The organism is Mycobacterium sp. NAZ190054 (assembly GCF_001545925.1).
Lineage (GTDB): Bacteria > Actinomycetota > Actinomycetes > Mycobacteriales > Mycobacteriaceae > Mycobacterium.
On the sequence record NZ_LMVQ01000401.1, the window covers coordinates 1 to 19,963 of the forward strand.

The 19,963-nt window shown below is 65.2% G+C and carries 23 protein-coding genes and 1 pseudogene; 11 read left to right on the plus strand and 13 right to left on the minus strand.

The features are described 5' to 3' along the window. The first annotated feature begins 173 nt into the window (after positions 1-173). Positions 174-1,568: an aspartate aminotransferase family protein gene (locus ASJ79_RS22680; protein WP_067960197.1), complete on the plus strand. Its 1,395-nt coding sequence runs from the start codon at positions 174-176 to the stop codon at positions 1,566-1,568. A gap of 13 nt (positions 1,569-1,581) precedes the next feature. Here ASJ79_RS22680 and ASJ79_RS22685 read toward each other — a convergent pair whose 3' ends face one another. Genes ASJ79_RS22685 through ASJ79_RS32665 form a run of 10 tightly spaced genes read right to left on the minus strand, consistent with a single transcriptional unit; the run spans position 1,582 to position 6,784 of the window. Continuing rightward, positions 1,582-1,887, minus strand: coding sequence for a gas vesicle protein K (locus ASJ79_RS22685; RefSeq protein WP_067960201.1), 306 nt, complete (start codon positions 1,885-1,887; stop codon positions 1,582-1,584). Further along, entirely contained in the window at positions 1,884-2,087 is a 204-nt protein-coding gene (locus ASJ79_RS22690; protein WP_067960204.1) for a gas vesicle protein, read from the minus strand. The genes ASJ79_RS22685 and ASJ79_RS22690 overlap by 4 nt, the downstream gene beginning before the upstream one ends. Further along, positions 2,087-2,854 (minus strand): GvpL/GvpF family gas vesicle protein, encoded by a 768-nt coding sequence (locus tag ASJ79_RS22695; RefSeq protein ID WP_067960207.1) that lies wholly within the window; start codon positions 2,852-2,854, stop codon positions 2,087-2,089. Before ASJ79_RS22695 ends, ASJ79_RS22690 begins: the two co-directional genes overlap by 1 nt. Then, positions 2,844-3,224: a gas vesicle protein gene (locus ASJ79_RS22700; protein ID WP_067960210.1), complete on the minus strand. Its 381-nt coding sequence runs from the start codon at positions 3,222-3,224 to the stop codon at positions 2,844-2,846. The genes ASJ79_RS22695 and ASJ79_RS22700 overlap by 11 nt, the downstream gene beginning before the upstream one ends. Beyond that, the gene (gvpO, locus tag ASJ79_RS22705; RefSeq protein WP_067960213.1) at positions 3,221-3,544 is read right to left on the minus strand and encodes a gas vesicle protein GvpO; all 324 of its coding nucleotides are present in this window, start codon (positions 3,542-3,544) and stop codon (positions 3,221-3,223) included. Before gvpO ends, ASJ79_RS22700 begins: the two co-directional genes overlap by 4 nt. 5 nt (positions 3,545-3,549) lie before the next feature. After that, entirely contained in the window at positions 3,550-3,807 is a 258-nt protein-coding gene (locus ASJ79_RS22710) for a gas vesicle protein GvpG (RefSeq protein ID WP_067960216.1), read from the minus strand. Between the two features lies 1 nt (position 3,808). Beyond that, positions 3,809-4,606, minus strand: coding sequence for a GvpL/GvpF family gas vesicle protein (locus tag ASJ79_RS22715; RefSeq protein WP_067960219.1), 798 nt, complete (start codon positions 4,604-4,606; stop codon positions 3,809-3,811). Further along, positions 4,603-5,016 carry a gas vesicle protein GvpJ gene (gene gvpJ / locus ASJ79_RS22720; protein WP_067960222.1) on the minus strand — a complete coding sequence of 138 codons (414 nt, stop codon included), beginning with the start codon at positions 5,014-5,016 and terminating at the stop codon, positions 4,603-4,605. The genes ASJ79_RS22715 and gvpJ overlap by 4 nt, the downstream gene beginning before the upstream one ends. Further along, positions 5,013-6,074 carry an SRPBCC family protein gene (locus tag ASJ79_RS22725; RefSeq protein ID WP_067960225.1) on the minus strand — a complete coding sequence of 354 codons (1,062 nt, stop codon included), beginning with the start codon at positions 6,072-6,074 and terminating at the stop codon, positions 5,013-5,015. The genes gvpJ and ASJ79_RS22725 overlap by 4 nt, the downstream gene beginning before the upstream one ends. A gap of 5 nt (positions 6,075-6,079) precedes the next feature. Next, positions 6,080-6,784, minus strand: a complete 705-nt coding sequence (locus tag ASJ79_RS32665; RefSeq protein ID WP_067960228.1) for a hypothetical protein — start codon at positions 6,782-6,784, stop codon at positions 6,080-6,082. A gap of 1,155 nt (positions 6,785-7,939) precedes the next feature. On the opposite strand from ASJ79_RS32665, the gene ASJ79_RS22735 reads away from it, so the two are divergent. Next, the gene (locus tag ASJ79_RS22735; protein ID WP_067960232.1) at positions 7,940-8,113 is read left to right on the plus strand and encodes a CsbD family protein; all 174 of its coding nucleotides are present in this window, start codon (positions 7,940-7,942) and stop codon (positions 8,111-8,113) included. 68 nt (positions 8,114-8,181) lie between these two features. Here the strand turns inward: ASJ79_RS22735 and ASJ79_RS22740 are convergent, their stop codons facing one another. Continuing rightward, positions 8,182-8,391, minus strand: coding sequence for a hypothetical protein (locus ASJ79_RS22740; RefSeq protein ID WP_067960272.1), 210 nt, complete (start codon positions 8,389-8,391; stop codon positions 8,182-8,184). Positions 8,392-8,725: 334 nt separating this feature from the next. Between ASJ79_RS22740 and ASJ79_RS22745 the strand changes: the two genes are divergently transcribed. The 7 genes from ASJ79_RS22745 (at position 8,726) to ASJ79_RS22775 (ending at position 15,439) form a co-directional block, all read left to right on the plus strand. Then, positions 8,726-9,865 carry a GGDEF domain-containing protein gene (locus tag ASJ79_RS22745; protein ID WP_067960234.1) on the plus strand — a complete coding sequence of 380 codons (1,140 nt, stop codon included), beginning with the start codon at positions 8,726-8,728 and terminating at the stop codon, positions 9,863-9,865. Between the two features lie 94 nt (positions 9,866-9,959). Beyond that, complete coding sequence (locus tag ASJ79_RS22750) at positions 9,960-10,703, plus strand: IclR family transcriptional regulator (RefSeq protein WP_255374757.1); 744 nt, start codon at positions 9,960-9,962, stop codon at positions 10,701-10,703. Positions 10,704-10,928: 225 nt separating this feature from the next. Then, positions 10,929-11,465 carry a tripartite tricarboxylate transporter TctB family protein gene (locus tag ASJ79_RS22755; protein WP_082754002.1) on the plus strand — a complete coding sequence of 179 codons (537 nt, stop codon included), beginning with the start codon at positions 10,929-10,931 and terminating at the stop codon, positions 11,463-11,465. Between the two features lie 3 nt (positions 11,466-11,468). Further along, complete coding sequence (locus ASJ79_RS22760; RefSeq protein ID WP_067960241.1) at positions 11,469-12,968, plus strand: tripartite tricarboxylate transporter permease; 1,500 nt, start codon at positions 11,469-11,471, stop codon at positions 12,966-12,968. Between the two features lie 31 nt (positions 12,969-12,999). Continuing rightward, on the plus strand, positions 13,000-14,010 hold the full coding sequence (locus ASJ79_RS22765; protein ID WP_067960243.1) for a tripartite tricarboxylate transporter substrate binding protein: 1,011 nt from the start codon (positions 13,000-13,002) through the stop codon (positions 14,008-14,010). Continuing rightward, a complete protein-coding gene (locus ASJ79_RS22770; RefSeq protein WP_067960246.1) occupies positions 14,010-14,633 on the plus strand; it encodes an RraA family protein in 624 nt (207 codons plus the stop codon). Before ASJ79_RS22765 ends, ASJ79_RS22770 begins: the two co-directional genes overlap by 1 nt. Continuing rightward, positions 14,633-15,439, plus strand: coding sequence for an NAD(P)-binding domain-containing protein (locus ASJ79_RS22775; protein ID WP_067960249.1), 807 nt, complete (start codon positions 14,633-14,635; stop codon positions 15,437-15,439). Before ASJ79_RS22770 ends, ASJ79_RS22775 begins: the two co-directional genes overlap by 1 nt. A 103-nt stretch (positions 15,440-15,542) precedes the next feature. Here the strand turns inward: ASJ79_RS22775 and ASJ79_RS22780 are convergent, their stop codons facing one another. Together ASJ79_RS22780 and ASJ79_RS22785 are read right to left on the minus strand one after the other, a co-directional pair. Then, complete coding sequence (locus tag ASJ79_RS22780; RefSeq protein WP_067960252.1) at positions 15,543-17,864, minus strand: arylsulfatase; 2,322 nt, start codon at positions 17,862-17,864, stop codon at positions 15,543-15,545. A 201-nt stretch (positions 17,865-18,065) separates the two neighbouring features. After that, a complete protein-coding gene (locus ASJ79_RS22785) occupies positions 18,066-18,746 on the minus strand; it encodes a hypothetical protein (RefSeq protein WP_067960255.1) in 681 nt (226 codons plus the stop codon). 394 nt (positions 18,747-19,140) lie between these two features. Here ASJ79_RS22785 and ASJ79_RS34810 point away from each other — a divergent pair. Further along, positions 19,141-19,305: pseudogene (locus tag ASJ79_RS34810) on the plus strand (SDR family NAD(P)-dependent oxidoreductase); the annotation flags it as partial. Between the two features lie 49 nt (positions 19,306-19,354). Continuing rightward, positions 19,355-19,930, plus strand: a complete 576-nt coding sequence (locus tag ASJ79_RS22790; RefSeq protein WP_255374756.1) for an SDR family oxidoreductase — start codon at positions 19,355-19,357, stop codon at positions 19,928-19,930. Positions 19,931-19,963: the final 33 nt, after the last annotated feature.

Consider the following 19,963-nt stretch of genomic DNA (forward strand, 5'->3'; position numbering starts at 1 on the left):
TCCCACGCCCACGGCCTCGACGGCATCCACTTCTTCACCCGCCAAAAAGCCATCACCGCCCGCTGGCTCGACCCCAGCCACGGCGGCATCAACCTCGGCTTCCCCCAAAACGCCTAACCCCACACACGCACACGACCCCCGCTCTCCTCCACTTTCAGCCATAGGGATCGCCAGTGACCATCACCGAACAGCCCACCGAACGCGCCAGTCTGCCGACCGGCGAGGACCTCGACGCGGCCATCGCCCGCGGTCGGCGGGCCTACGAACTGGACCGCAAGCATGTGTTCCACTCGTGGTCGGCGCAGGCGCAGATCAAACCGATGACCGTGCTGGCGGCCCAGGGCTCCTACGTCTGGGACGGGGAGGGCAACAGGCTGCTGGACTTCTCCTCGCAGCTGGTGAACACCAACATCGGCCATCAGCACCCGAAAGTCGTTGCGGCCATTGCCGAACAGGCGGCGACGCTGTGCACGATCGCCCCGCAGCACGTCAACGACGCCCGGTCCGAGGCCGCCCGGCTGATCGCCGAACGCACCCCCGGCGACCTGAACCGGATCTTCTTCACCAACGCCGGCGCCGACGCCGTCGAGCACGCGGTGCGGATGGCCCGGCTGCACACCGGCCGCTACAAGGTGCTGTCCCGGTACCGCTCCTACCACGGCGGCACCGACACCGCGGTCAACCTCACCGGTGACCCCCGACGCTGGCCCAACGACTATGGCAGCGCCGGCGTCGTGCGTTTCAACGGGCCGTTCCTGTACCGGTCGTCGTTCCACGCCGACACCGAGGAACAGGAGACGCAGCGCGCGCTGGAGCATCTCGACCGCCTGATCCAGATGGAGGGGCCCAGCTCGTTCGCCGCGATCATCCTCGAATCGGTGCCCGGGACCGCGGGCATCATGGTGCCGCCGCCGGGCTATCTGGCCGGGGTGCGCGAGATCTGTGACCGCTACGGCATCGTGTTCATCGCCGACGAGGTGATGGCCGGATTCGGCCGTACCGGAAGGTGGTTCGCGATCGACAACTTCGCCGTGGTGCCCGACTTGATCACCTTCGCCAAGGGCGTCACCTCCGGCTACGTCCCGCTCGGCGGGGTCGCCGTCAACGAGGCGATCTACGCGACGTTCGCCGACCGCCCCTACCCGGGCGGCCTCACCTACTCCGGTCATCCGCTGGCCGCCGCGTGCGCGGTCGCGACGATCAACGCCATGGAGGACGAAGGCATGGTCGCGAACGCGGCCCGCATCGGGGAGCAGGTGCTCGGTCCCGGGTTGCGTGACCTCGCCGCCCGGCACCGGTCCGTCGGCGAGGTCCGCGGTCTCGGGGTGTTCTGGGCCATCGAGCTGGTGGCCGACCCGCACACCCGTGAACCGCTCGCCCCGTACGGGGGATCGAGTCCGGCGATGGCGGCGGTGCTGGCGGCGTGTAAGTCCGGCGGCCTGCTGCCGTTCGCGAACTTCAACCGCATCCACGCGGTGCCGCCGTGCAACGTCACCGATGACGAGATCGCCGAGGGGCTCCGGATTCTCGACGCCGCGCTCACCGTCGCCGACGACTACACGGTCTGACAGCTCCGGCGGCTCAGCCGTCGGAAGACAGCAGGGGTCCCAGTGGACCCAGGTCGATGTTGAGGTCCTCCGGCTCCAGCCCGAAATGTTCGCGTAGCTCGATCATCTTCTCTTCCAACAGCATCAGGGTGGTCCCGACCCGCTCGATCTGCTCCTCGGTCAGGTCACCGTGGTCCACCCGGCGAATCGCCTGACGTTCCATCAGTTGGCGGAGAAGCTCGACCAGCGTCAGCACGAGACTCACCAGACCCCGCTCCACCGACTCCGGATCGGAATGGATGCGGCGCCGCGGCGTGGACGGGCCATCGCCTCCGGTCATGGTCTGTCGCCCGACGCGACCTCGGGCAGCATCGGGCCCACCGACGAGATCAGGGTGCGCAGGGAGATCACCACGAGGTCGACGTCAGCGATGGACAGGGTGATGTCTCCGCTGATCACGACGCCGCCCGCGAGCACCCGGTCGAGCAGGTCGACCAGCGCGACGTCCCGGTTGTTGTCGGCCGGCAGCACCTCGGACATCACCTCACCGCCTCGCCGGTGAACGAATACGGTGGCCACGGTCCGGTGATCTCGAGCTGGATCCCGGGTGTGTCGACCGCCGCGACCGCGGCCTTGAAGTCGTCGAGCTTCGCCGTGTCGACCAGATAGGTGCCGTTGAGCACAGTCCAGTCGGTGCGGCCGGAGAGGCGGCGATCGCCGGCCGGTTTGCGTTTGCCGTCGACGGCGTGCCTCATCAGCAGCGCGTGGATGGTCTCGGCGTGGCCGGCGGCGATGCGGAAGGCGTCGTCGTCGGCGGCCAGGGCCCGTCGTCTCCGCATCAGATACGCCGTGCCGGACATCTTCTCGCTGTGGTCGGGTTGATCGGCCTCTCCCCGCAGCGCTCTGGGGTCGGCGTACGCCTTGACACCTATTTCCGCGCGGGCCGTCACATGAGCGAGGGTGGCGCGGAAGTCGTCACAGCGGGATTCGAGGAGTTCTCGCACGCGGTCGTCGTCGAGGTAGACGGTCGCCAGCCGCATCGGTACGACCGCACCCGACCGTGCGACCGCGGCGATCACGGCGTCGTGCGCGCGTGCTGTGCGCGCCAGCCAGTCGAGGTCCTCCAGATTGCGGCGCAAACCGTCCTCGCCGTACTCGTCGAGCCCCACGGTTTCGACCACAGCGGTCAGGCCGGCACCGGTGACCGCCCGCACGGGTTGCCCCGAAACCCCGTGCAGGCCCACAAGATCGACCTCGGCGGCGTCACCGTCGACGACCGCGTAGGCCCACACACCCTCAGTCGGCATCCTCGCGCTCCGCGCGTCGGCCCGCCACCGCCTGCCGGTGTCCGTTACGTGACTCGAGCTGCTGGATCCGCCCGCGTAACCGCTCGTTCTCCAGCTGAAGCTTCGCGTTGTCACCGGAGAGCCAGGGATCGCTCTCCCACCAGTTGATCCCGGCTTCTTTGGCCGTCTCCAGCGACGCGATGACCAAGCGCAGCTTGATGGTCAGCAGCTCGATGTCGAGCAGGTTGACCCGGATGTCACCGGCGATCACGATTCCGGTGTCGAGCACCCGTTCCAGGATGTCGGCGAGATTCGTCGACTGGCCTCCGGCCGCCGCCGGCCCGCCGACCCGCTGCACCGCCGAGAAGTCGTCGTTGGGTGTGAGGGTCACAGCGCACCGCTTCCCTCGGCGGTCTGCCCGCGCATGTAACGACGAGTCCGCCGGTACGACAACAGTTCGCCGGCAAAGTCGATCTCGACTTCGTAGAGCGCGAGGATGTCTGCTGACGACGGGATACGACGGTCCTCGACCGTCTCGACCTCCACGACCCAACCACCCTCGTCGGTGGGCGTCGCCGACGTCATCCGCACCGGCCCGCTCTCGGTCATCTCGGTGACATACTCGCGGGCCAGGGCCACGGCTTCACGAGCCGTCAGCGACTGCTCCGGCTCCGGATCGGGCGCCGGGCGAGGGCGGGTGCGTTGGGCCATTGTCGTCATCCTGTCTCAGGTGGCGGCGCCGTGGGCGCCGACGGGGCGACCCTCGATTCGAGGATCTGCTCCTGGACGGCTTGCTCGTCTTCGGGTGAGATCTCGCCGCGCTCGCGTGCTTCCTCGAGGACTTCGAGTTGCCGACGTGTGTTGGCGGGGTTGCGCATCTCCTGTTCGACCTGCCGCTGGATGACCTCCGCCAACGCCACGACGCCACGCACGGGGGCCAGCGGCAGTGTCACGATGGCGGACAGTATCCCCATGTCAGACCTCCGGATTGGTCGTGACGACGAAGTCGTACGGCGCCAACGGACCGAGTAATCGCAGTGTCACCAGGTCGCCCCATTCCTTGTTCAGGCGGTCCACGACCTCCTCCAACTCGGCCTGCCGGGCCACCTCGATGAGCAGGGCCAGGTGTACGGCATCCCACTCGTGGGCGGGATCCCGGGGATTGAGGTGTTCGGAGAGATCGCCGAGCGCCTCGGCCACGGCTTTGGTGTGCTGCTGCCGTTGCTGCTCAACGGCGTTCGCGACGAGCTCGCCCAGGGCGATCTGCGAGTCACGCGAGGCGTCCTCGGGCTTGCTCTGAATGTCGTCGCGGAGCTGTGCCGCCTCGGCGTTGTCCGACAGCAGGCGCGACAAGAACACCGTTTCGTCGTACCGGCCCTTGACGATGTACTCGGCGCGGCCTTCCAGAGCCTCCAGCGCCTGCGCGAATTCATCGTGATGGTCGCGCAGCAGCTCTCCTGCCACCGACTCGGCATCGGTCAGCACAGCACCGAACCGTAACGGCAGCACGGGCGCGACGCCGGCTGTGCCGTCCAACAGCTGCGCGTGGGCTTGCAGGTCCTGCGGCCTGCCGAGCGGCTGGTCCAGCGCAACCGTACTCACCAAGGCCGCGATGTCGCCTTCCCGGATCACCTCGACCTCGGCCGGCGGGTCACCGACACCCTTGGCACTCTCCTGCACCTCGACGTCCGCGGGAACGATTCCGTATACGTAGACCCCGGTGTGTTCCGCCGTATCGTCGGGACGGGTCTGCGTGCCTGATGACGCGCTCATACGTCCTCCCGTCGGCTGCGTACGTGAGTCGCCTTCTTCCGTTGCGGCTCATTCTGATTGAGCAGATCACCGAGCTTCTCACCCGCGGCGTCGAGCACCCCCTGGGTCTTGCTCTTCGCGGACCCGGAGGTGACGTCGTCGACCAGTTCCGGCAGTCCTGCTTTGGGCTCATCCTCGGCGATGTTGAGTCGGTTCACGGCCTGCGCGAAGCGCAGGTAGGTGTCGACGCTTGCCACCACGACCCGGGCGTCGATCGAGAGTAATTCGATGCCGACCAGCGACACCCGCACGTAGGCGTCGATGATCAAGCCCTTGTCCAGGATCGTGTCGATGACGTCGGCCAGGCTGCTCGAACTCGGGCCGCCGGCAGGATTGCTTCCGCCGTTGGAGGGTTGGATCGCCGTCGTCATGACCGGCTTCCCGCCTTGCGCGCCGGCCGGGGGCGATCGGCATCTTCGTCCTGTGCCGCGCGCGCCCTGGCGCCGGCACGGCCCCGCCCGAGCCGGCTCGTCCTCCGACGGGGAGCGCCGCCACCGTCGGGTTCGTCGTCTGACGCCGTGTCTTCCGGCTCCTCCGTGTCCTCGGTTTCGTCCTCCGGCGACTCCGCCTCGTCAGCCTCGTCGCCTTCGGCGTCGACGACTTCACCGTCACGGATCTCACCGGGCCACCCCTGTACATCGTCGGGGTGAAGCAACGTCTGCGTCATCAGTTGGCGTTGAAAGTGCTTGAGCTCCAGACGGACCCGGCGTCCTTGAGCCCGCCAGAGATTCCCGGTGTGTTCGAACAGGCCCTGCGGATGGTATTCGAGGACCACGATGACGCGGGTCAGATTCGGCGCCAGCTCATGGAAGGTGATCGCTCCGTCGACATACCCTTTGTCACCTTTCGACCGCCACACGATCCGGTCGTTGGGCACCTGCTCGATGATGGTGGACTCCCAGCTACGGTGCGACCAGAACACCTGCGCCTTCCACGTCAGCTTCTCATCGGACACCTGCTCGACTTGCTCGACTTTCTTCATGTACTTGGGGAACTCGGCGAACTCGGTCCACTGCCGGTACACCAACTCCACCGGGGCGCCGACGTCGATGTGTTCGACGATGTTGGTGACCTTGATCTTCTTGCCTCCGCCGCCCTTGCCGCCGAACAGCGACCCGGCCGCATCGCCCAGCGTGTCCTTGACCTTCTCGCCGGCATTGCCCAGACCCTTCTTGACCACGGACTTGACCGGTGAGGTGACGTCTTCCAGTCCGGTGACCGCGGAGAGAAGGCCTTTCCCGCCACCGCTTTCGGCGTAGTCGGTCAGCCTCTCGGTGGTACTGCCGAGCCGGTCCGACAACGAGGACACCGCACGGTTGGTGACCGTGCCGGTCAGCTGCTGCAGCGACGATTGCAGCGCACCCTTGGGCGCCGCCGCTTCCTGGGCACCGCCACCCTGCGATGCCGCTCCCTTGACCGTCTCAGTCATCGTTCTCACCGTCCTTGCCGGGCGGCTGACCGCGCCGCGGGCCGTCGTGGGGTTCGCGCCGACTTCTGTGGCACGCTCGGCCGCCTGGCCGCGCGCCGGCGTGTCACCGGCGGTTCGGGTTCTTCCTCCGGCTCGTCGCTGTCGAGGCCCTCGTCTTCGTCGACGTCGTCGAAGTCTTCGTCCCGGTCTTCTTCGTCGTCGCGATCTTCCGCATCGAGGTCGGGCCGCTCGTCTTGGTCGTCGTCCTCGACCTGCGTGTCGTCGCCATAGTCGTCGACATCGTCGGCCGCACGGCTGCGTCCACGTGACCTGCTACCGGCCCCGCCGACCGCGCCGCCGAGATCGGACACCGCGTCGCCGACGCCGTCGGCGGCACCGCCGACCTGCTCGAGGGTGTCATCCACGCCGGCGGCGGAAGTCACGCCTTGCAGCCGGTTGTTGAGCGCATCGACCTGGCTGACGGCCGCTGAGACCGCTGCAGCCCGGGCCGCGGTGACGAGCTCGCCCCGCAGTTGTTCGGTCAGTTGACCGAGATCAGTTGACGCGTTGAGTGTTTTCAGTCCGTGCGCCATGAGATCACTCGGATGGGTCGGGAACTTCCCGGTGATGCCGGCGCCGGCCAGCATCAGCGCCCAGCGCATCTTGCGGGTCCGGCCCAGCAGGTATCCCGCTCCTATTCCTGCTGCCAACGCGAGTTTTCCGTTTGACATGTCGCGATCTCCTTTGCCTGTGCGCACGCCCGTGATAACAGGGTGACGGCGGTAATCGTGGGCTACGTATTCCCGGAGTCGCCCGTGTTGAAGGCGGGCTACCCCATGCCACCAGACGCGAACCGAGATTGGACATTCAATTTGTCGAAAACTCGTCAGCAATCTGCATCCGCAGGCACAGACAGGTTTGATACGTTTGCTGAAGTATGTTCATGCGGGTAATAGCTATCGCGGCGGTCCACCCAGCAATGTCAGATCAATTCTATAGCTACCTCATATGGGGTAGCTAACTGGTTATTGACGCTGTTTATATTAATTAGTATATCGCCGCGATTTTCGGCCGGAGGTCCAAACTGGCCGCCGGTTTGTTTTGCGCGCCATTTTGACAGGACGATGTCGAATGAGTTTGCACCACTTCGCGCGGTGTCGGCACTGATATGGCGGCCGGAGTTGCTGGATGAATTCAGCTCGCGAAGGTTGCGAGTTCGCCGGGAAGTTGCGGCCGGACCGCGCCCCGCCCCGATCGAAGCGCGTCACCGCATGTTTGCGGACAACCGGCCGATGTCTTCGCGGGGCGAGCGCCCTTCCGGTGCTCTACGTCGGTATGCATGTCAGCGATGTACGCGAAAGTTAGTCGCTGGGGTGACTTTCAGACATGTCGCCGCGGTCACCGCTTCGCAGGTGCAGCGGCCGGACGTGCCGTCGGAAGGACCCCGAGAATCAGTGACGGTTTGCTACTGAAAATTCATGAGCGGTCGGCGAAATGGGCTCTACAGCATCCTGGTGAATTCAGAAGCACACCATCGGGTCGCCCTTCGGGCGTGTCACCGCGCTTCGCGGAAGTTGAACGAGCGGTGGACCGGCGGATCGCCGACGGCGCAGACGGGGCGGCTGCGCCGTCGCATCGAGCATTGTCCGGAACGGACGCGGAACAATCTGCGGCCGCGTAAATCAGTTTGCGGTGTTCGAAGGGTCTGCTCGTCAGGAACGTGTTCTAGCCGGCAAACATGTTCGGTGCGGCTCCTCCGCGGTGTCAGGCGCGGCGGCCAGAAAACCGCCTGCGGCAGGGCGTTTGGGCTTTAAGCCGGGCCCGAAACGGGAACGCTGCGACGACGGATCGGCCCGTGGGGTCGCCGACGGAGAGAGGGTGCCGTTATGAGCAACACCGACAAGATCAGGAACGCCGTGCAACGGCTGTCCGGTAAGTCGAAGAGGGTCACCGGCCGTGCCGCCGGCGACCGACGCATGGAAGACCACGGCCGGTCCGACCAGACCAAGGCGAGCCTCAAGCAACGAGGAGAGAGGCTCAAGGACGTCTTCCGCCGCTGAAGCAGCACGGATTTCGAGCATCAGAGATCGCCGCACGATGCTGTGCGGAGGTCTGCACGCGGCCCGCCTCAGTCGGACAGGTGCATCAAGTCTCCGGCGAGTTTCAGCAGCCGTCGACCCAGCTTCATGACCGGTATCCCGAGCGGAATCAGGATGACCGTCACACACAACACCAGGCCGAGCAGCCACACCACCGCCGCGACGATTCCCAGGACCACGCCGACCACAGCACCGAGGATGCCCAACACCACATTGAGCAGGCCATTCAACGCGTTCACGATGACCTCCTTGTCCGTGGTGGAAGTACCCGTCATGCAGCTGTTCGACCCGCGGTCCGGCGGCGAAGAAAGGTACGCGCCCGATGGCGCCGATGCGGTGACCACTGCCCTGCCGACCGCCGTGACAGCGGGGGGCGGAGCCTGATCGAACACCACCCTGCGCGGGCACGCCCCCCACCGTCCTCGATCGTCCTGCGGCGCCCTGCCCGACGAAATATCCTGCGAAGACAGTGCCGGGATCCGGCCTGGGCTAGAGTAGCTACGCAATTTGCTCTGATGCGCCTGACAGGCGGTATGGAATACGTAGGCGCCCGGCAGCCTATGGGGAGGTCGTTTGCTGTCACAGTCGACAAGCTTCGCGGTGTTCGGCCGTCACGCCAATGCGTGGTGGAGTACGCCCGTCGACTACGTGGCGCATGTGCAATATTTCGCCAAGCGGTCCATGGCCGGGGCGGTCCGAGTGATGATCGGGCTGGGGATCGGACTGATCGCCGTGATCTCGATGGCGATTCTGCCTCCCTGGGTCGACTCGACCAGTCTGGCCTCTGCGGTGGTCGTGGCCTTGTTCGCGGTCTTGACATTGTTCTGGGCCGGCGTGTGGTGCTTTCGACCATGGCCGTCGCGGTCCATGTCGCTCGCGTTCGTCGTCTCCTGCGACATCGGGATCGCCCTGGTGGCCCTGCACGACCCCACGTGGCTCTCCGGCCTCTTCGGGTTCAACACCTTTGCACTCATCTCGGTGTACCTGTTGTTCTTCGACGGACCGAAAGTCCTTGCGCTGCATATTCTGTGGATACTGATGTCGACGACGGTGTTCGCCGTGCGGGTGGCCCCCGAGGTCGACGTGCACGGTGCCGCCTTCGCCGCCAGCACGCTGGCCGCGGTGGCGCCGGTGGTCGTGACACCCCTGGGGATTCAACTCGGGGTCTGGAACCTGCGCAACGATGCGAACGAGTCGGTCACCGACCCACTGACCGGCCTACTCAACCGGCGCGGCCTGCACCTCCTCTTCGGCGAGTTGCTGCGCGATCGACCCGCCGATGGCCGGTACCTGGGCGTGATGGTCGTCGACCTCGACCGCTTCAAAGACGTCAACGACACCTTCGGCCACGCGACCGGCGACGAGGTCTTGATCCGCACCGCCCGGCGGGTCGAATCCGTGGTACCCAGCAGCGCGCTGGTGGCCAGACTCGGCGGTGAAGAATTCATCGTCATCGACATCGCCGAACCCGGCCAGACACAACGAATCACCGAACGGGTCAGGAGCGCGATCGCCGCCCCGGCCGATCATGCCCCGGTCACCGCGAGCATCGGCGCGACTCATGCCGCGCTTGCCACCTTCACCGCACCAGGTGCCGATCCCACGGCGCTCCTGAACACCATCATCGGTACCGCCGACGATGCGTTGCTCGACGCAAAACGCCACGGGGGCAACATCACGGTCCACATACCACCCGTCGACGGGACCCGTTGAACCGCATTCGAACCGCCCACACTTCTCGCACGGTGATAACCTCAATCACCACACGAGCGACGCGGAGAGAGCAATGACCGCCCCCACCAGCAACATGCGGTCCCTGGACCGTGCTTTCGACGTGCTCGGGGTGCTCCAGGACGCGAAGCAACCGATCAGGCTCAGCGAGATCGCACGGAGCAGCGGGCTGCACATCGCGACCGCTCAACGCATTGTCAACGTGCTTCTGGAGCGCGGATACGCCGCTCGAACCGCTGACGGTTATACGGCGGGCCCTGCCGCCCTGGCCGTCGCCCATGCGTTCATGGTGTCCAACCCGCTGAATTTGTTGGCGCAGACGACCCTCCAACAACTGGCCGCGACCACCGGTTTCACTGCGTCGATCTTCGTCCGTGTCGAGAACTCACGGGTGCTCATCGGCCGTGTGGAGAGCGCAAATCCGCTCAGCTACGTTCTTCCCGTCGGCGAACGGTTACCCCTGCACCTGGGCGGTGCCGGCAAGATCATGCTCGCCGAGATGCCACGTGACGAGCTCGAAGCGACCCTGCCTGAGGGTGACAGCATCAGGCTGGCCTCCGGAGCCACCATGTCAAGAGCCGAGCTGCTCGCCCAGCTCGAGAAGATCCGTACGGACGGTCACGCAGTCTCGGTCAGTGAACGCAGCTATGGCATCGCGTCGGTCACGGCTCCGGTCCGCGCCGCCGACGGAAAATTGGCCGCCGTGTTGGGCATCACCGGACCGGCAGACACTCTGACCGAAACCCAGATTTCTCGACTCATCACCGAAGTTCGGCGGGCAGCAACAACTTTGGGCGCCCGCATTCCGATCACAGGCTGACCTGCAGGGCCTGCCGGCTCAACAGAGCAGACGGTGTTGCGAAGGCGCTGACCCGCTGTGTTTCCCGAATAGGTTGCGCGCTACTACGCGACCCATTCTTGCCCTTCGGCCTGCGGACAGTGTTCGACGGCCACATTCCGCGCTTGACAATCACGTGGCGTTGTGACCACGATTACCACATCCAGTGATAGATACTATCACAGTATGAGATAGGGATGGTGGTCCATGACTGATCGTGAACCTGAGGCACCGCCCGCCTTGTCTCCGCCAGGCTCGCTGACACAGCGCGCGTTCGTTCCCGCCGGTCAACTGCTCTTGGCCGCGGTGGGCCTTTACGTCGCCGTCGAGTCGATCTCTCTGGGGTTGTGGACGACGTTGGGGCCCGGCCCGGGGCTGCTGCCGCTGATCCTCGGCTGCGCCCTGGTCGCGCTGACGGCGATCTGGGCGGTGCAGTCCGTCGTCGAACGACGCACAGCGGCCGTCGAGGCGCAAGACGCGGCCGAACCACTCGATCGGACCTATGTCGTCGGCGTCGTCGGTGGCCTGATCATGCTCGCCATCGCCATGCCCTTCGTCGGATTCCAGATTTCGATGACGGTGTTTCTCTTCCTGGAGCTCCTGCTGCTGGGCCGGCAACGCTGGTGGATCGCACTGGCGGTCGCTCTCGTCGGCAGCTTCGGTGTCTTCGTCCTGTTCGACCGTGTCCTCGCGGTTCAGTTGCCGCTGTCCTCACTGCCACTACTGTCCGGTCTGGGGCTGTAAAGCATGAACGTCCTGCTTGATCTGGCCAATGGCTTCGCCGAGGCACTGACGTGGGAGAACCTGGCCTTCGCCTTGATCGGATGCCTCCTGGGCACACTCATCGGCGTCCTGCCCGGCATCGGACCCGTAGCCGGTGTCGCACTTCTGGTTCCGCTGACGATGAACCTGAATCCGGCAAGCGCCATCATCATGCTGGCCGCCATCTTCTACGGAACCACCTATGGCGGAACCATCACCAGCGTTCTCCTGAACACCCCGGGCGAGGCCGCCTCCGCAATCACCGCGATCGACGGCTACGAGATGACCAAGCAGGGTCGCGCGGGGTCGGCCCTGACCATCGCCGCCATCGGATCCTTCGTCGGCGGGACCGCCGCCACGATCCTGCTTGTCATCGCCGCCCGCCCACTGGGTTCCCTCGGTCTTCAGATCGGCCCACCGGAATTCTTTGCCTTGGTCATGGTCGGCTTGTCGCTGCTGGTGGCGCTCTCCGGCAAGTCGATGGTCCGTGCGCTGATCTCCGGCGTCATCGGGTTGCTCATCGCGATGATCGGCATCGATCCAGTCGCCGGTGCTCCCCGATTCACCTTCGGCTCCGAAAGACTGCTGGACGGCGTGAGTTTCGTGGCGATCGTGGTCGGCTTGTTCGGTCTGTCCGAACTGTTGATCGCCGGCAGGCACAAGATCGCCGCCGCCAAAGCACCCGGGTTCAAGTCACTCATGCCCACCCGTGAAGACTTCCGGCGTTCCACGCCGGCCATCGGCCGCGGCACAGTCATCGGTTCAGCCCTCGGCCTGATCCCGGGCATGACCGGGTCCGTGTCATCGCTACTGGCCTACGGCGCCGAGAAACGCTTCTCGCGCAACCGCGACCAGCTGGGCACAGGCGCCATCGAAGGTGTCGCCGGGCCCGAAACCGCCAACAACGCCCACGCCAACGGCGCACTCATTCCACTGTTCACCCTTGGTATTCCAGCGTCACCCACCATTGCGGTCCTGATGGGGGCATTCCTGCAGCAAGGACTCACCCCGGGACCGACTCTGTTCGCCGAGGACGCGACCATTGCCTGGGCCATCATTGCCAGCCTTTTCATCGGCAACATCATCTTGCTGGCACTCAATGTGCCGCTGGTGAAGCTGTGGACCTCGATCCTCCGGATCCCCTACCCCGTTCTCGCGGCCATCATCCTGCTGTTCCTCGTCGTCGGCTCCTACACCATCAACTTCACCGTCTTCGACGTCTTCGTCATGATCGGCGCCGGGCTGCTCGGACTCGCCATGCGACGTCTCGACATCCCTCTGGCCCCACTGGTCCTGACCCTCGTCCTCGGTCCCCTGATGGAACGCTCGCTACGCGAATCCTTGGAGCTCTCCCTCGGAGACCCCACCGTGTTCCTCACCCGCCCGATCAGCGTCGTCCTCCTCGTCATCGCCGCAGTGATCGTGCTCAGCCCACTGCTCAAGCTGCGCAAACCCAGGATGCTCCAAGACGACCCCGAAACCTAGACCAGTAACTCACCTTCACCTAGGAGAAGTCATGTCCCACAAGTACACTCGGCTCGCGGTCACCGCCGCCGTCGTCACCTCACTCGCCTTGGCCGGCTGCGGTCGCCCCACCTCAGAGGGCGGTGGCGGCGGAGGAGGCGACTTCCCCGGCGACAAGCCGATCGAACTGATCGTGGCCTTCGCGCCCGGCGGCGCTGTCGACACCGCGGCGCGCCTCGTCGCCCCGGAGTTGGAGAAGGACCTCGGCACCAACGTCGAGGTCGTGAACCGCCCGGGAGCCGGCGGGCAGATCGGATACACCGAACTCACCAGCGCCAACCCGGACGGCTACACCATCGGCGCCACCGGTTCACCGTCCGTTGTGGTCTCACCCCTGGACCCCGCTCGCGGTGCGCAGTACACCCGCGCGAGTTTCCAGCCGCTGGGGATGCAGGTCGTCGACCCGGCCGTTGTCGAAGTCGCCCCGGACAGCCCCTACACCGATCTCAAAGCCCTCATCGACGCCGCTAACGCAGCGCCCGGGACGATCACCGCGACCACGATCGGAATCCAGACCGGCGAGCACTTCGCGTTGGCGCAGATCAAACAGGTCACCGGCGCCGACTTGGCACCTGTGCACTTCTCCGAGGGGCAATCTCAGGCTGTTGCAGCATTTCTCGGCAACCACGTGCCGGTGTACGTCGGCAGCGCCAGCGACGTGATCGACCTCGTGAAGCAGAACAAGATCCGCGTCCTGGGGGTCATGGACTCCCAGCGCAGCAAGTTCCTTCCCGATGTGCCGACCTTCCAGGAATCCGGTTACGACGTCGTCTCGACCACCGCGCGCGGCTATTCGGCTCCGGCAGGCCTACCCGAGCCTGTTGCCGAAAAGTTGCAGTCCGCACTGAAGTCGGCGATCGAGAACGAAGAAGTGCAGACGAAGATGACCGACCTCGGGTTGGAAACCCGTTACCTCGACTCCCAGCAATACGAGCAGCTGTGGACCGAACAGGAAACCACGTACAAGGACCTCATGCCCGCAGTGACCCAGGAAGGCAACTGATGGCCACAAACACCACTGCCGCCAGTTCGGAAACCGACCGGCTGAAGCCGGACTTGTTCGCTCGGTACTCGAAGCTGCCGACCGCCAATGTCGCCGACGCCATGGAGCGACTGGGTGCGCTGGACGCGCGGATCAAACCGGTCTGGTCCGGCGCTGCCGTGGTCGGCACGGCCTACACCGTGTGGACCCGGGCCGGCGACAACAAAGTCCTTCATGAGGCGTTGCGCCTGGCGGCGCCGGGAGATGTGCTCGTGGTCAACGGTGAGGGCGACGAAAGCCGTGCACTACTCGGAGAGTTGATGGGTGAACGCGCAAAGGTGAACGGTCTGGCCGGTTTCGTCGTCGACGGTGCGGTCCGGGATGCGGAGGTTCTCGGCGAGATCCAGATGCCCGTCTTCGCACGCGCCGTCACCCCTGCAGGACCGTTCAAGCACGGCCCCGGCAAGCTCAACGGGACGGTGGCCGTCGGCGGTGTCGCCGTGGCACCGGGTGACCTCGTTCTCGGCGACTCCGACGGCGTCGTCATCGTCCCAAAAGCCGACGCCGAGCACGTCCTGATCGCCGCCGAAGCGAAGTTCGCCGACGAGACCGCACGGCGTGCTGAGATCAAGGCCGGACGCTGATGCCGGAATCGAGCAACAACGCACTGCGGTGCGCCGTAATCGGGCTCGGTGAAGCCGGCGGCAAGTATGCCGGCGCACTCGTCGAGAACGGGCACACCGTCCTGGGATTCGATCCCGGGCCGGCAGAGACCCCGCCCGGAGTGATCCGGACCGAATCAGCCGTCGGAGCCGTCGACGGAGCCGATGTAGTCCTGGTCCTCACCGCTGCCAAGGCATCCAGACCGGTGGCGGAGTCAGTCGTGTCTGTCCTCAAGAGCGGGTCCTGCTATGCCGACTTCACCTCCTCGTCTCCGTCGGCCATGCGGGAAGTGGCAGCGCTTGTCGAGAACTCGGGAGCGCAATTCTGCGACGTCGCCATCCTCGGACCGGTGTCCTGGCACGGAGCGCAGACGCCGCTGATGCTGGCCGGAAACGGGGCGGCACGCATCGCGGAATTGGCAACCGCCTGGCGGGCGCCGAATGAGATCGTCGACGGCGAGCCAGGGTCGGCGATGGCTCACAAACTCCTCCGCAGTGTGCTGATGAAGGGCCTTGCCGGCGTCGTCACGGAAGCGGTGACCGCCGGCGCAGCAGCCGGTTACGAACCCTGGATCCGCGAGCAGATCGCTGCACAACTGGCCGGTGACGGGCATGCGGTCATCGACCGTCTGATCACCGGAACCCGCACTCACGCGGAGCGACGCGCACACGAGATGCACGACACCGCTGAGTATCTGGCAGACCTGGGGGTGCCCGCGGAGTTGACCCGGGCCACCGAGGCCGCGCTGCACCGGATCGCTGAGGAAGGGCGGGAGAGGTCAGCCTGATAGCACACGGGCGACATCTCGGGCTATCGGACTGGTGGCGGGCTCGCCGTCGGACGGCTGGCCCCGGTACGGTCCGAGGTGGACCGTCCTGGTGCTGGTCCAGCTAGTCGAGCGAGAATGCGCGCGCTGCCTCCTTTTCCATGTCCAGGTAGGAGTCCTCGCTGACATCGATCGCGACTGCTGCGATGGTGCCACCGGTGAAGGTCCCGGGATTGTCGTAGTGCTGGCTCACGTTGTCGCCGCTGTCGAAACCGATGCACAAGCCGTCGCCAGAGAGCGTGAACTTTCCGATCTGAGCGCGCATCGGACCTTTGGCCGCCGGTTGATCGTCGACGTAGAGCGTTGTGGTGCCCAAGGATTCACCGTTCTCGCCGACATCCTCGCGGACGAACTCCATTCCGAGGGCGTGCTTGCCGGGCGTCAACTCTTCAGAGACGAACTCTTGTTCCGGCCTGATGCCGAGGAAGTTGTAGACGTAGTGCAGCTTCTTATCCTTGATGAACAGCGCATGACCGCCGAAGCGGGAGCCGTGCGCGAACAGCACCCCACTGGCCTCATCGGTGATCTCGACGTCGGCGATGATCTTGTAGGACCGGCCGCGGACGTTGACGGCCACACCCTCGGGGATGGGCGCCGTACCGGGGTAGTAGATATAGCGCGTCCGAGGCGGTTCCGACTGCGGTCGTTCGATGGTCAGAATCTCGGTGGCGGTGCGGTCGTCGAGGGGCAACACGAAGTTCTTGTCGGCTTCCTCGAACCAGGCGTCGATGAGCGTTTGGAGCTTGTCCGGGTGCTCGGCGGAGAGATCCTTTGATTCCGAGCGATCTTCGTCGACGTGGTAAAGCTGCCACGTTTCCTTGTCGAAGTTCCCGGTCCCACTCAGGGGGGCGTGGATGGCGGCCGCTTTCCAGCCGTCTTCCCAGATGCCGCGAGTACCCAGCATCGCGTAGTACTGCCGCTTCTTGGCGGTAGGAGCGTCTCGGGCATCGAAGCTGTATCGCATCGACACACCGTTCATCGGGTACTGCTCGACGCCCCGATAGGTTGCCGGCATCTCCAAGCCGATCACGTCGAGGATGGTCGGCACGATGTCGGTGACGTGGTGATACTGGTGGCGCACCTCGCCCCTGGACTTGATGCCTTTCGGCCAATGAATCACCAGGGGATCGCAGGTGCCACCCGAATACTGTGAGTAACGCTTGAACATCTGAAATGGCGTCGAGAAGGCGACAGCCCACCCGGTCGGATAGTGGTTGTAGGTGTCCGCGCTTCCCAGCGTGTCCAAGTACTGGAGGTTCTCGGCCAATTCGTCGGGGTAGCCGTTGAAGAACTTGTTCTCGTTCACCGAGCCGTTGGGGGACCCTTCGCCGGAGGCTCCGTTGTCGGCGGCATAGAAGATGATCGTGTTGTCCAATTGGCCGGTCTGCTCCAGGTAGTCGATGATGCGGCCGACCTGGGCGTCGGTGTACTCGGAGAATCCGGCGTAGACCTCCGCCATCTTGGCGAACAGCTTCTTCTCGTCGTCGTTGAGGGTGGCCCAGGGTCGCACCGCGTCAGCCTCCGGGGTGACCTCGTCGCCCATCGGATTCAGCGGCGTCAACTCGGTGCCCTCCGGCAGAATCCCTTTCTCGATCATGCGCGCGAGCACCCATTCGCGGTAGGCCTCGTAACCGTCGTCGAACATGCCTTTGTACTTGGCTGCGTACTCGGCGGGGCTGTGGTGGGGTGCGTGATTGGCCCCGGGGCAGAACCAGAGGTACCAGGGCTTGGACGGATTCGTCGCCTGCTGGTCGCGAAGCATCTTCAACGCCTGATTCGCCAGATCCTTCGACAGGTGATAGCCGTCCTCGGGGCCGTAGGGCTGCTCGATGAACCGGTTGTCTTCGACAAGATCGGGGTACCACTGGTTGGTTTCGCCACCGATGAATCCGTAGAACCGGTCGAAACCTTTCTGCAGCGGCCACTCAGATTTGCTGCCACCACTGGAGACGTCCTCTTCGGGCACGTTGTGGTTCTTGCCGACCCAGAAGGTGCTGTAGCCGTTGTCCTGCAGAACCTGTCCGATGGTCGCGCATTCTGCGGGCAGCCGCGCCGAGGCGCCGGGAAAACCATTGGACGCCTCGGTGATTGACGCGGAACGATTCACGTGATGATTGCGGCCGGTCAGCATGCAGGAACGCGACGGCGAACACAGAGCCGGGGTATGCCACTGCGCATAGGTCAGCCCGTTGTCTGCGAGTTTCTGCATTGTCGGCATGTTGATGCGGCCCCCGAAAGGTGACCATGCAGCCAGGCCGGTGTCGTCGTAGAACACGATCAACACGTTGGGCGCCCCGTCTGGCGGGCGCTTCAACTCGTACGGTGACCAGTCGGCTTTCGAGTCCCGCACATCGAGCTCGATGACTCCGTTGAATTCCTTCGCCATGACTGATCTCCCGCCGACTCGTGTTCAGATCGAACGCATGCCCCAGGTGGCGCCCAGCCCCAGCAGACGAACGATCTTGGTGGTTGTCCGTGCCTACTGCTCCTGCGGTTGACCCTAGCCATCTACGGCCCTGATGAACACGAATTGACGACACGTTCGAATGACGTCAGAAATGTGCGACGCCAGTGATGCGCCACCGCGTCAGTCGCCGGTTTCCTGCCCGACGTGCAGGTCGATCACTCCTTCCCGGGCAAGAAGCAGAAGACTGACTCCGAGCACCCACAACGGGAAGGCCAACGTGAGCCACATGCTCAGTTCGCCGGCCACCAGGAGTACGGCCGCGGTTGCGTAGGTGGTGACCACCAACCAACGAGGCATCAGCCCGGTGCGCAGCCAGATGGTGGCCAGCGAGATCATGAATACCGACGCCATCCTCAACGCGAAGGTTTGGCTCAGGGTCACGAGAAGTTGTCGGCCGAACGCGGCTACTTCGGCGCGCGATGCCGGATCCGCAACGGCTGTGACGGTTTCCACCAGCGCGCCTCCGACGGCGGCCCAGGCGAATGTCATCGCCAGGAAAAGTAGGCCGCTCCCGATGAAGACAGAAGCGAAGAACCTGTCTTCATAGCGGCCGAAACCGTCGCGGACCACTCCGATGAACCACAGAAAACTGATCCCGGCGAAGGGAACGAGAATTGCCGCGATCCGCAGGAGCGTGCTGTCCCTTTCCGCCCACCGATCAGGCGAAGGTCCCTCCGGCATGACAAAGCGAACCAATACCAGCGCCGTCCCGAACAAGACGGCGAAGAGGACGCCGGCAACCGCGGCGGCGCGCGGAGTGGTGAGGTGGCGCAGCGCGCGTTCTTCCCGGTAGTCGGCCACGTTGTTATCGTGGCAGAGTTTCCAACGCGTGAACCGGTATTCGCGACGAACCCACGGCACAACTGTCTCGCCGGAGTCTGGTGATCACCTGTGACTACTGCTCGGGCATTGACCCACGGTTTCCTCAGGCCAGAAACCGGTGCCGCGCATGCGACGATGAAACTCATTGCGGCCCACTCTTTTCGGCGAGCGCGCTGTGCACGTCGCACGTCGGCAATCAGGGACGTTGTCGCGGTGCCACAACGGGCGCCGAACATGTTGGCGCGTTCGCACGAGCAGTTGACCGCGACCGGGCCCTAATTTGGGTTCATGCCTGGGTCTCGGCCCCCGACTCACGACCGCCGGCCCGGCCGGTCAACTCGCAGTGTGACCGCAAGAGAATCGAGGGCGTGACATGCAACTGAAAAGCCACCGCGCGCTGGTAACCGGTGCGACAGGCGGAATCGGCCGAGCCATCGCACGCGAACTGGCGGCACGCGGATGCGCGGTGACCGTCACCGGCCGGCGCGAGCCGGAGCTACAGCGGCTGGTCGGCGAGCTCGGTCCGGGCGCCCGCGGGTTGACTGCCGACCTCACCCAGCTTGATCAGCTGCGTGATCTGATGGACCGTGCAGGCCCCGGTGGATGTGCTCGTCGCCAACGCCGGTGTCGGCATCCCGGAGGATCTCGGGATGCTCAGCGACGAGGAGATCGAGCAAGCCGTCCGCATCAACCTGCTCGCCCCCGCCGCGCTCGCGCGCGCGGCGGGGGCGCCGATGAAACAGCGCGGCCGGGGTCATATCGTGTTCATCTCCTCGGGGGCGGGACTCATCGCGACACCCGGAAACGGCACGGTCTACACGGCCACCAAGTGGGGGCTGCGCGGGCTCGGGCTTGCCCTCAGACAGGAACTGCACGGCACCGGTGTGCGTGTGTCCACGATCTTCCCCGGGCCCGTCCGCGACGCCGGAATGTTGGCGGACACCGGAGTCGCGCTTCCCCGGGGATTCGGTACGAGCTCACCTGAGGACGTCGCACGGGCCGTCGCCGACGCCGTCGAGCGAGACAAGCCGGAGACGACCGTGGCTCCGGCCGGGATCCGTCTCCTCGCTGGGGTCGGCGCCGTCGCACCGGTGCTGATCGGCAAACTCGCGCGCCTGGCCGGAGTGGGGCGGGTCCGGGACGAGATGCTCGGCCGCGCATAGCCCCACGGCAGGAGCAAGCCTTCGAATCTGAAG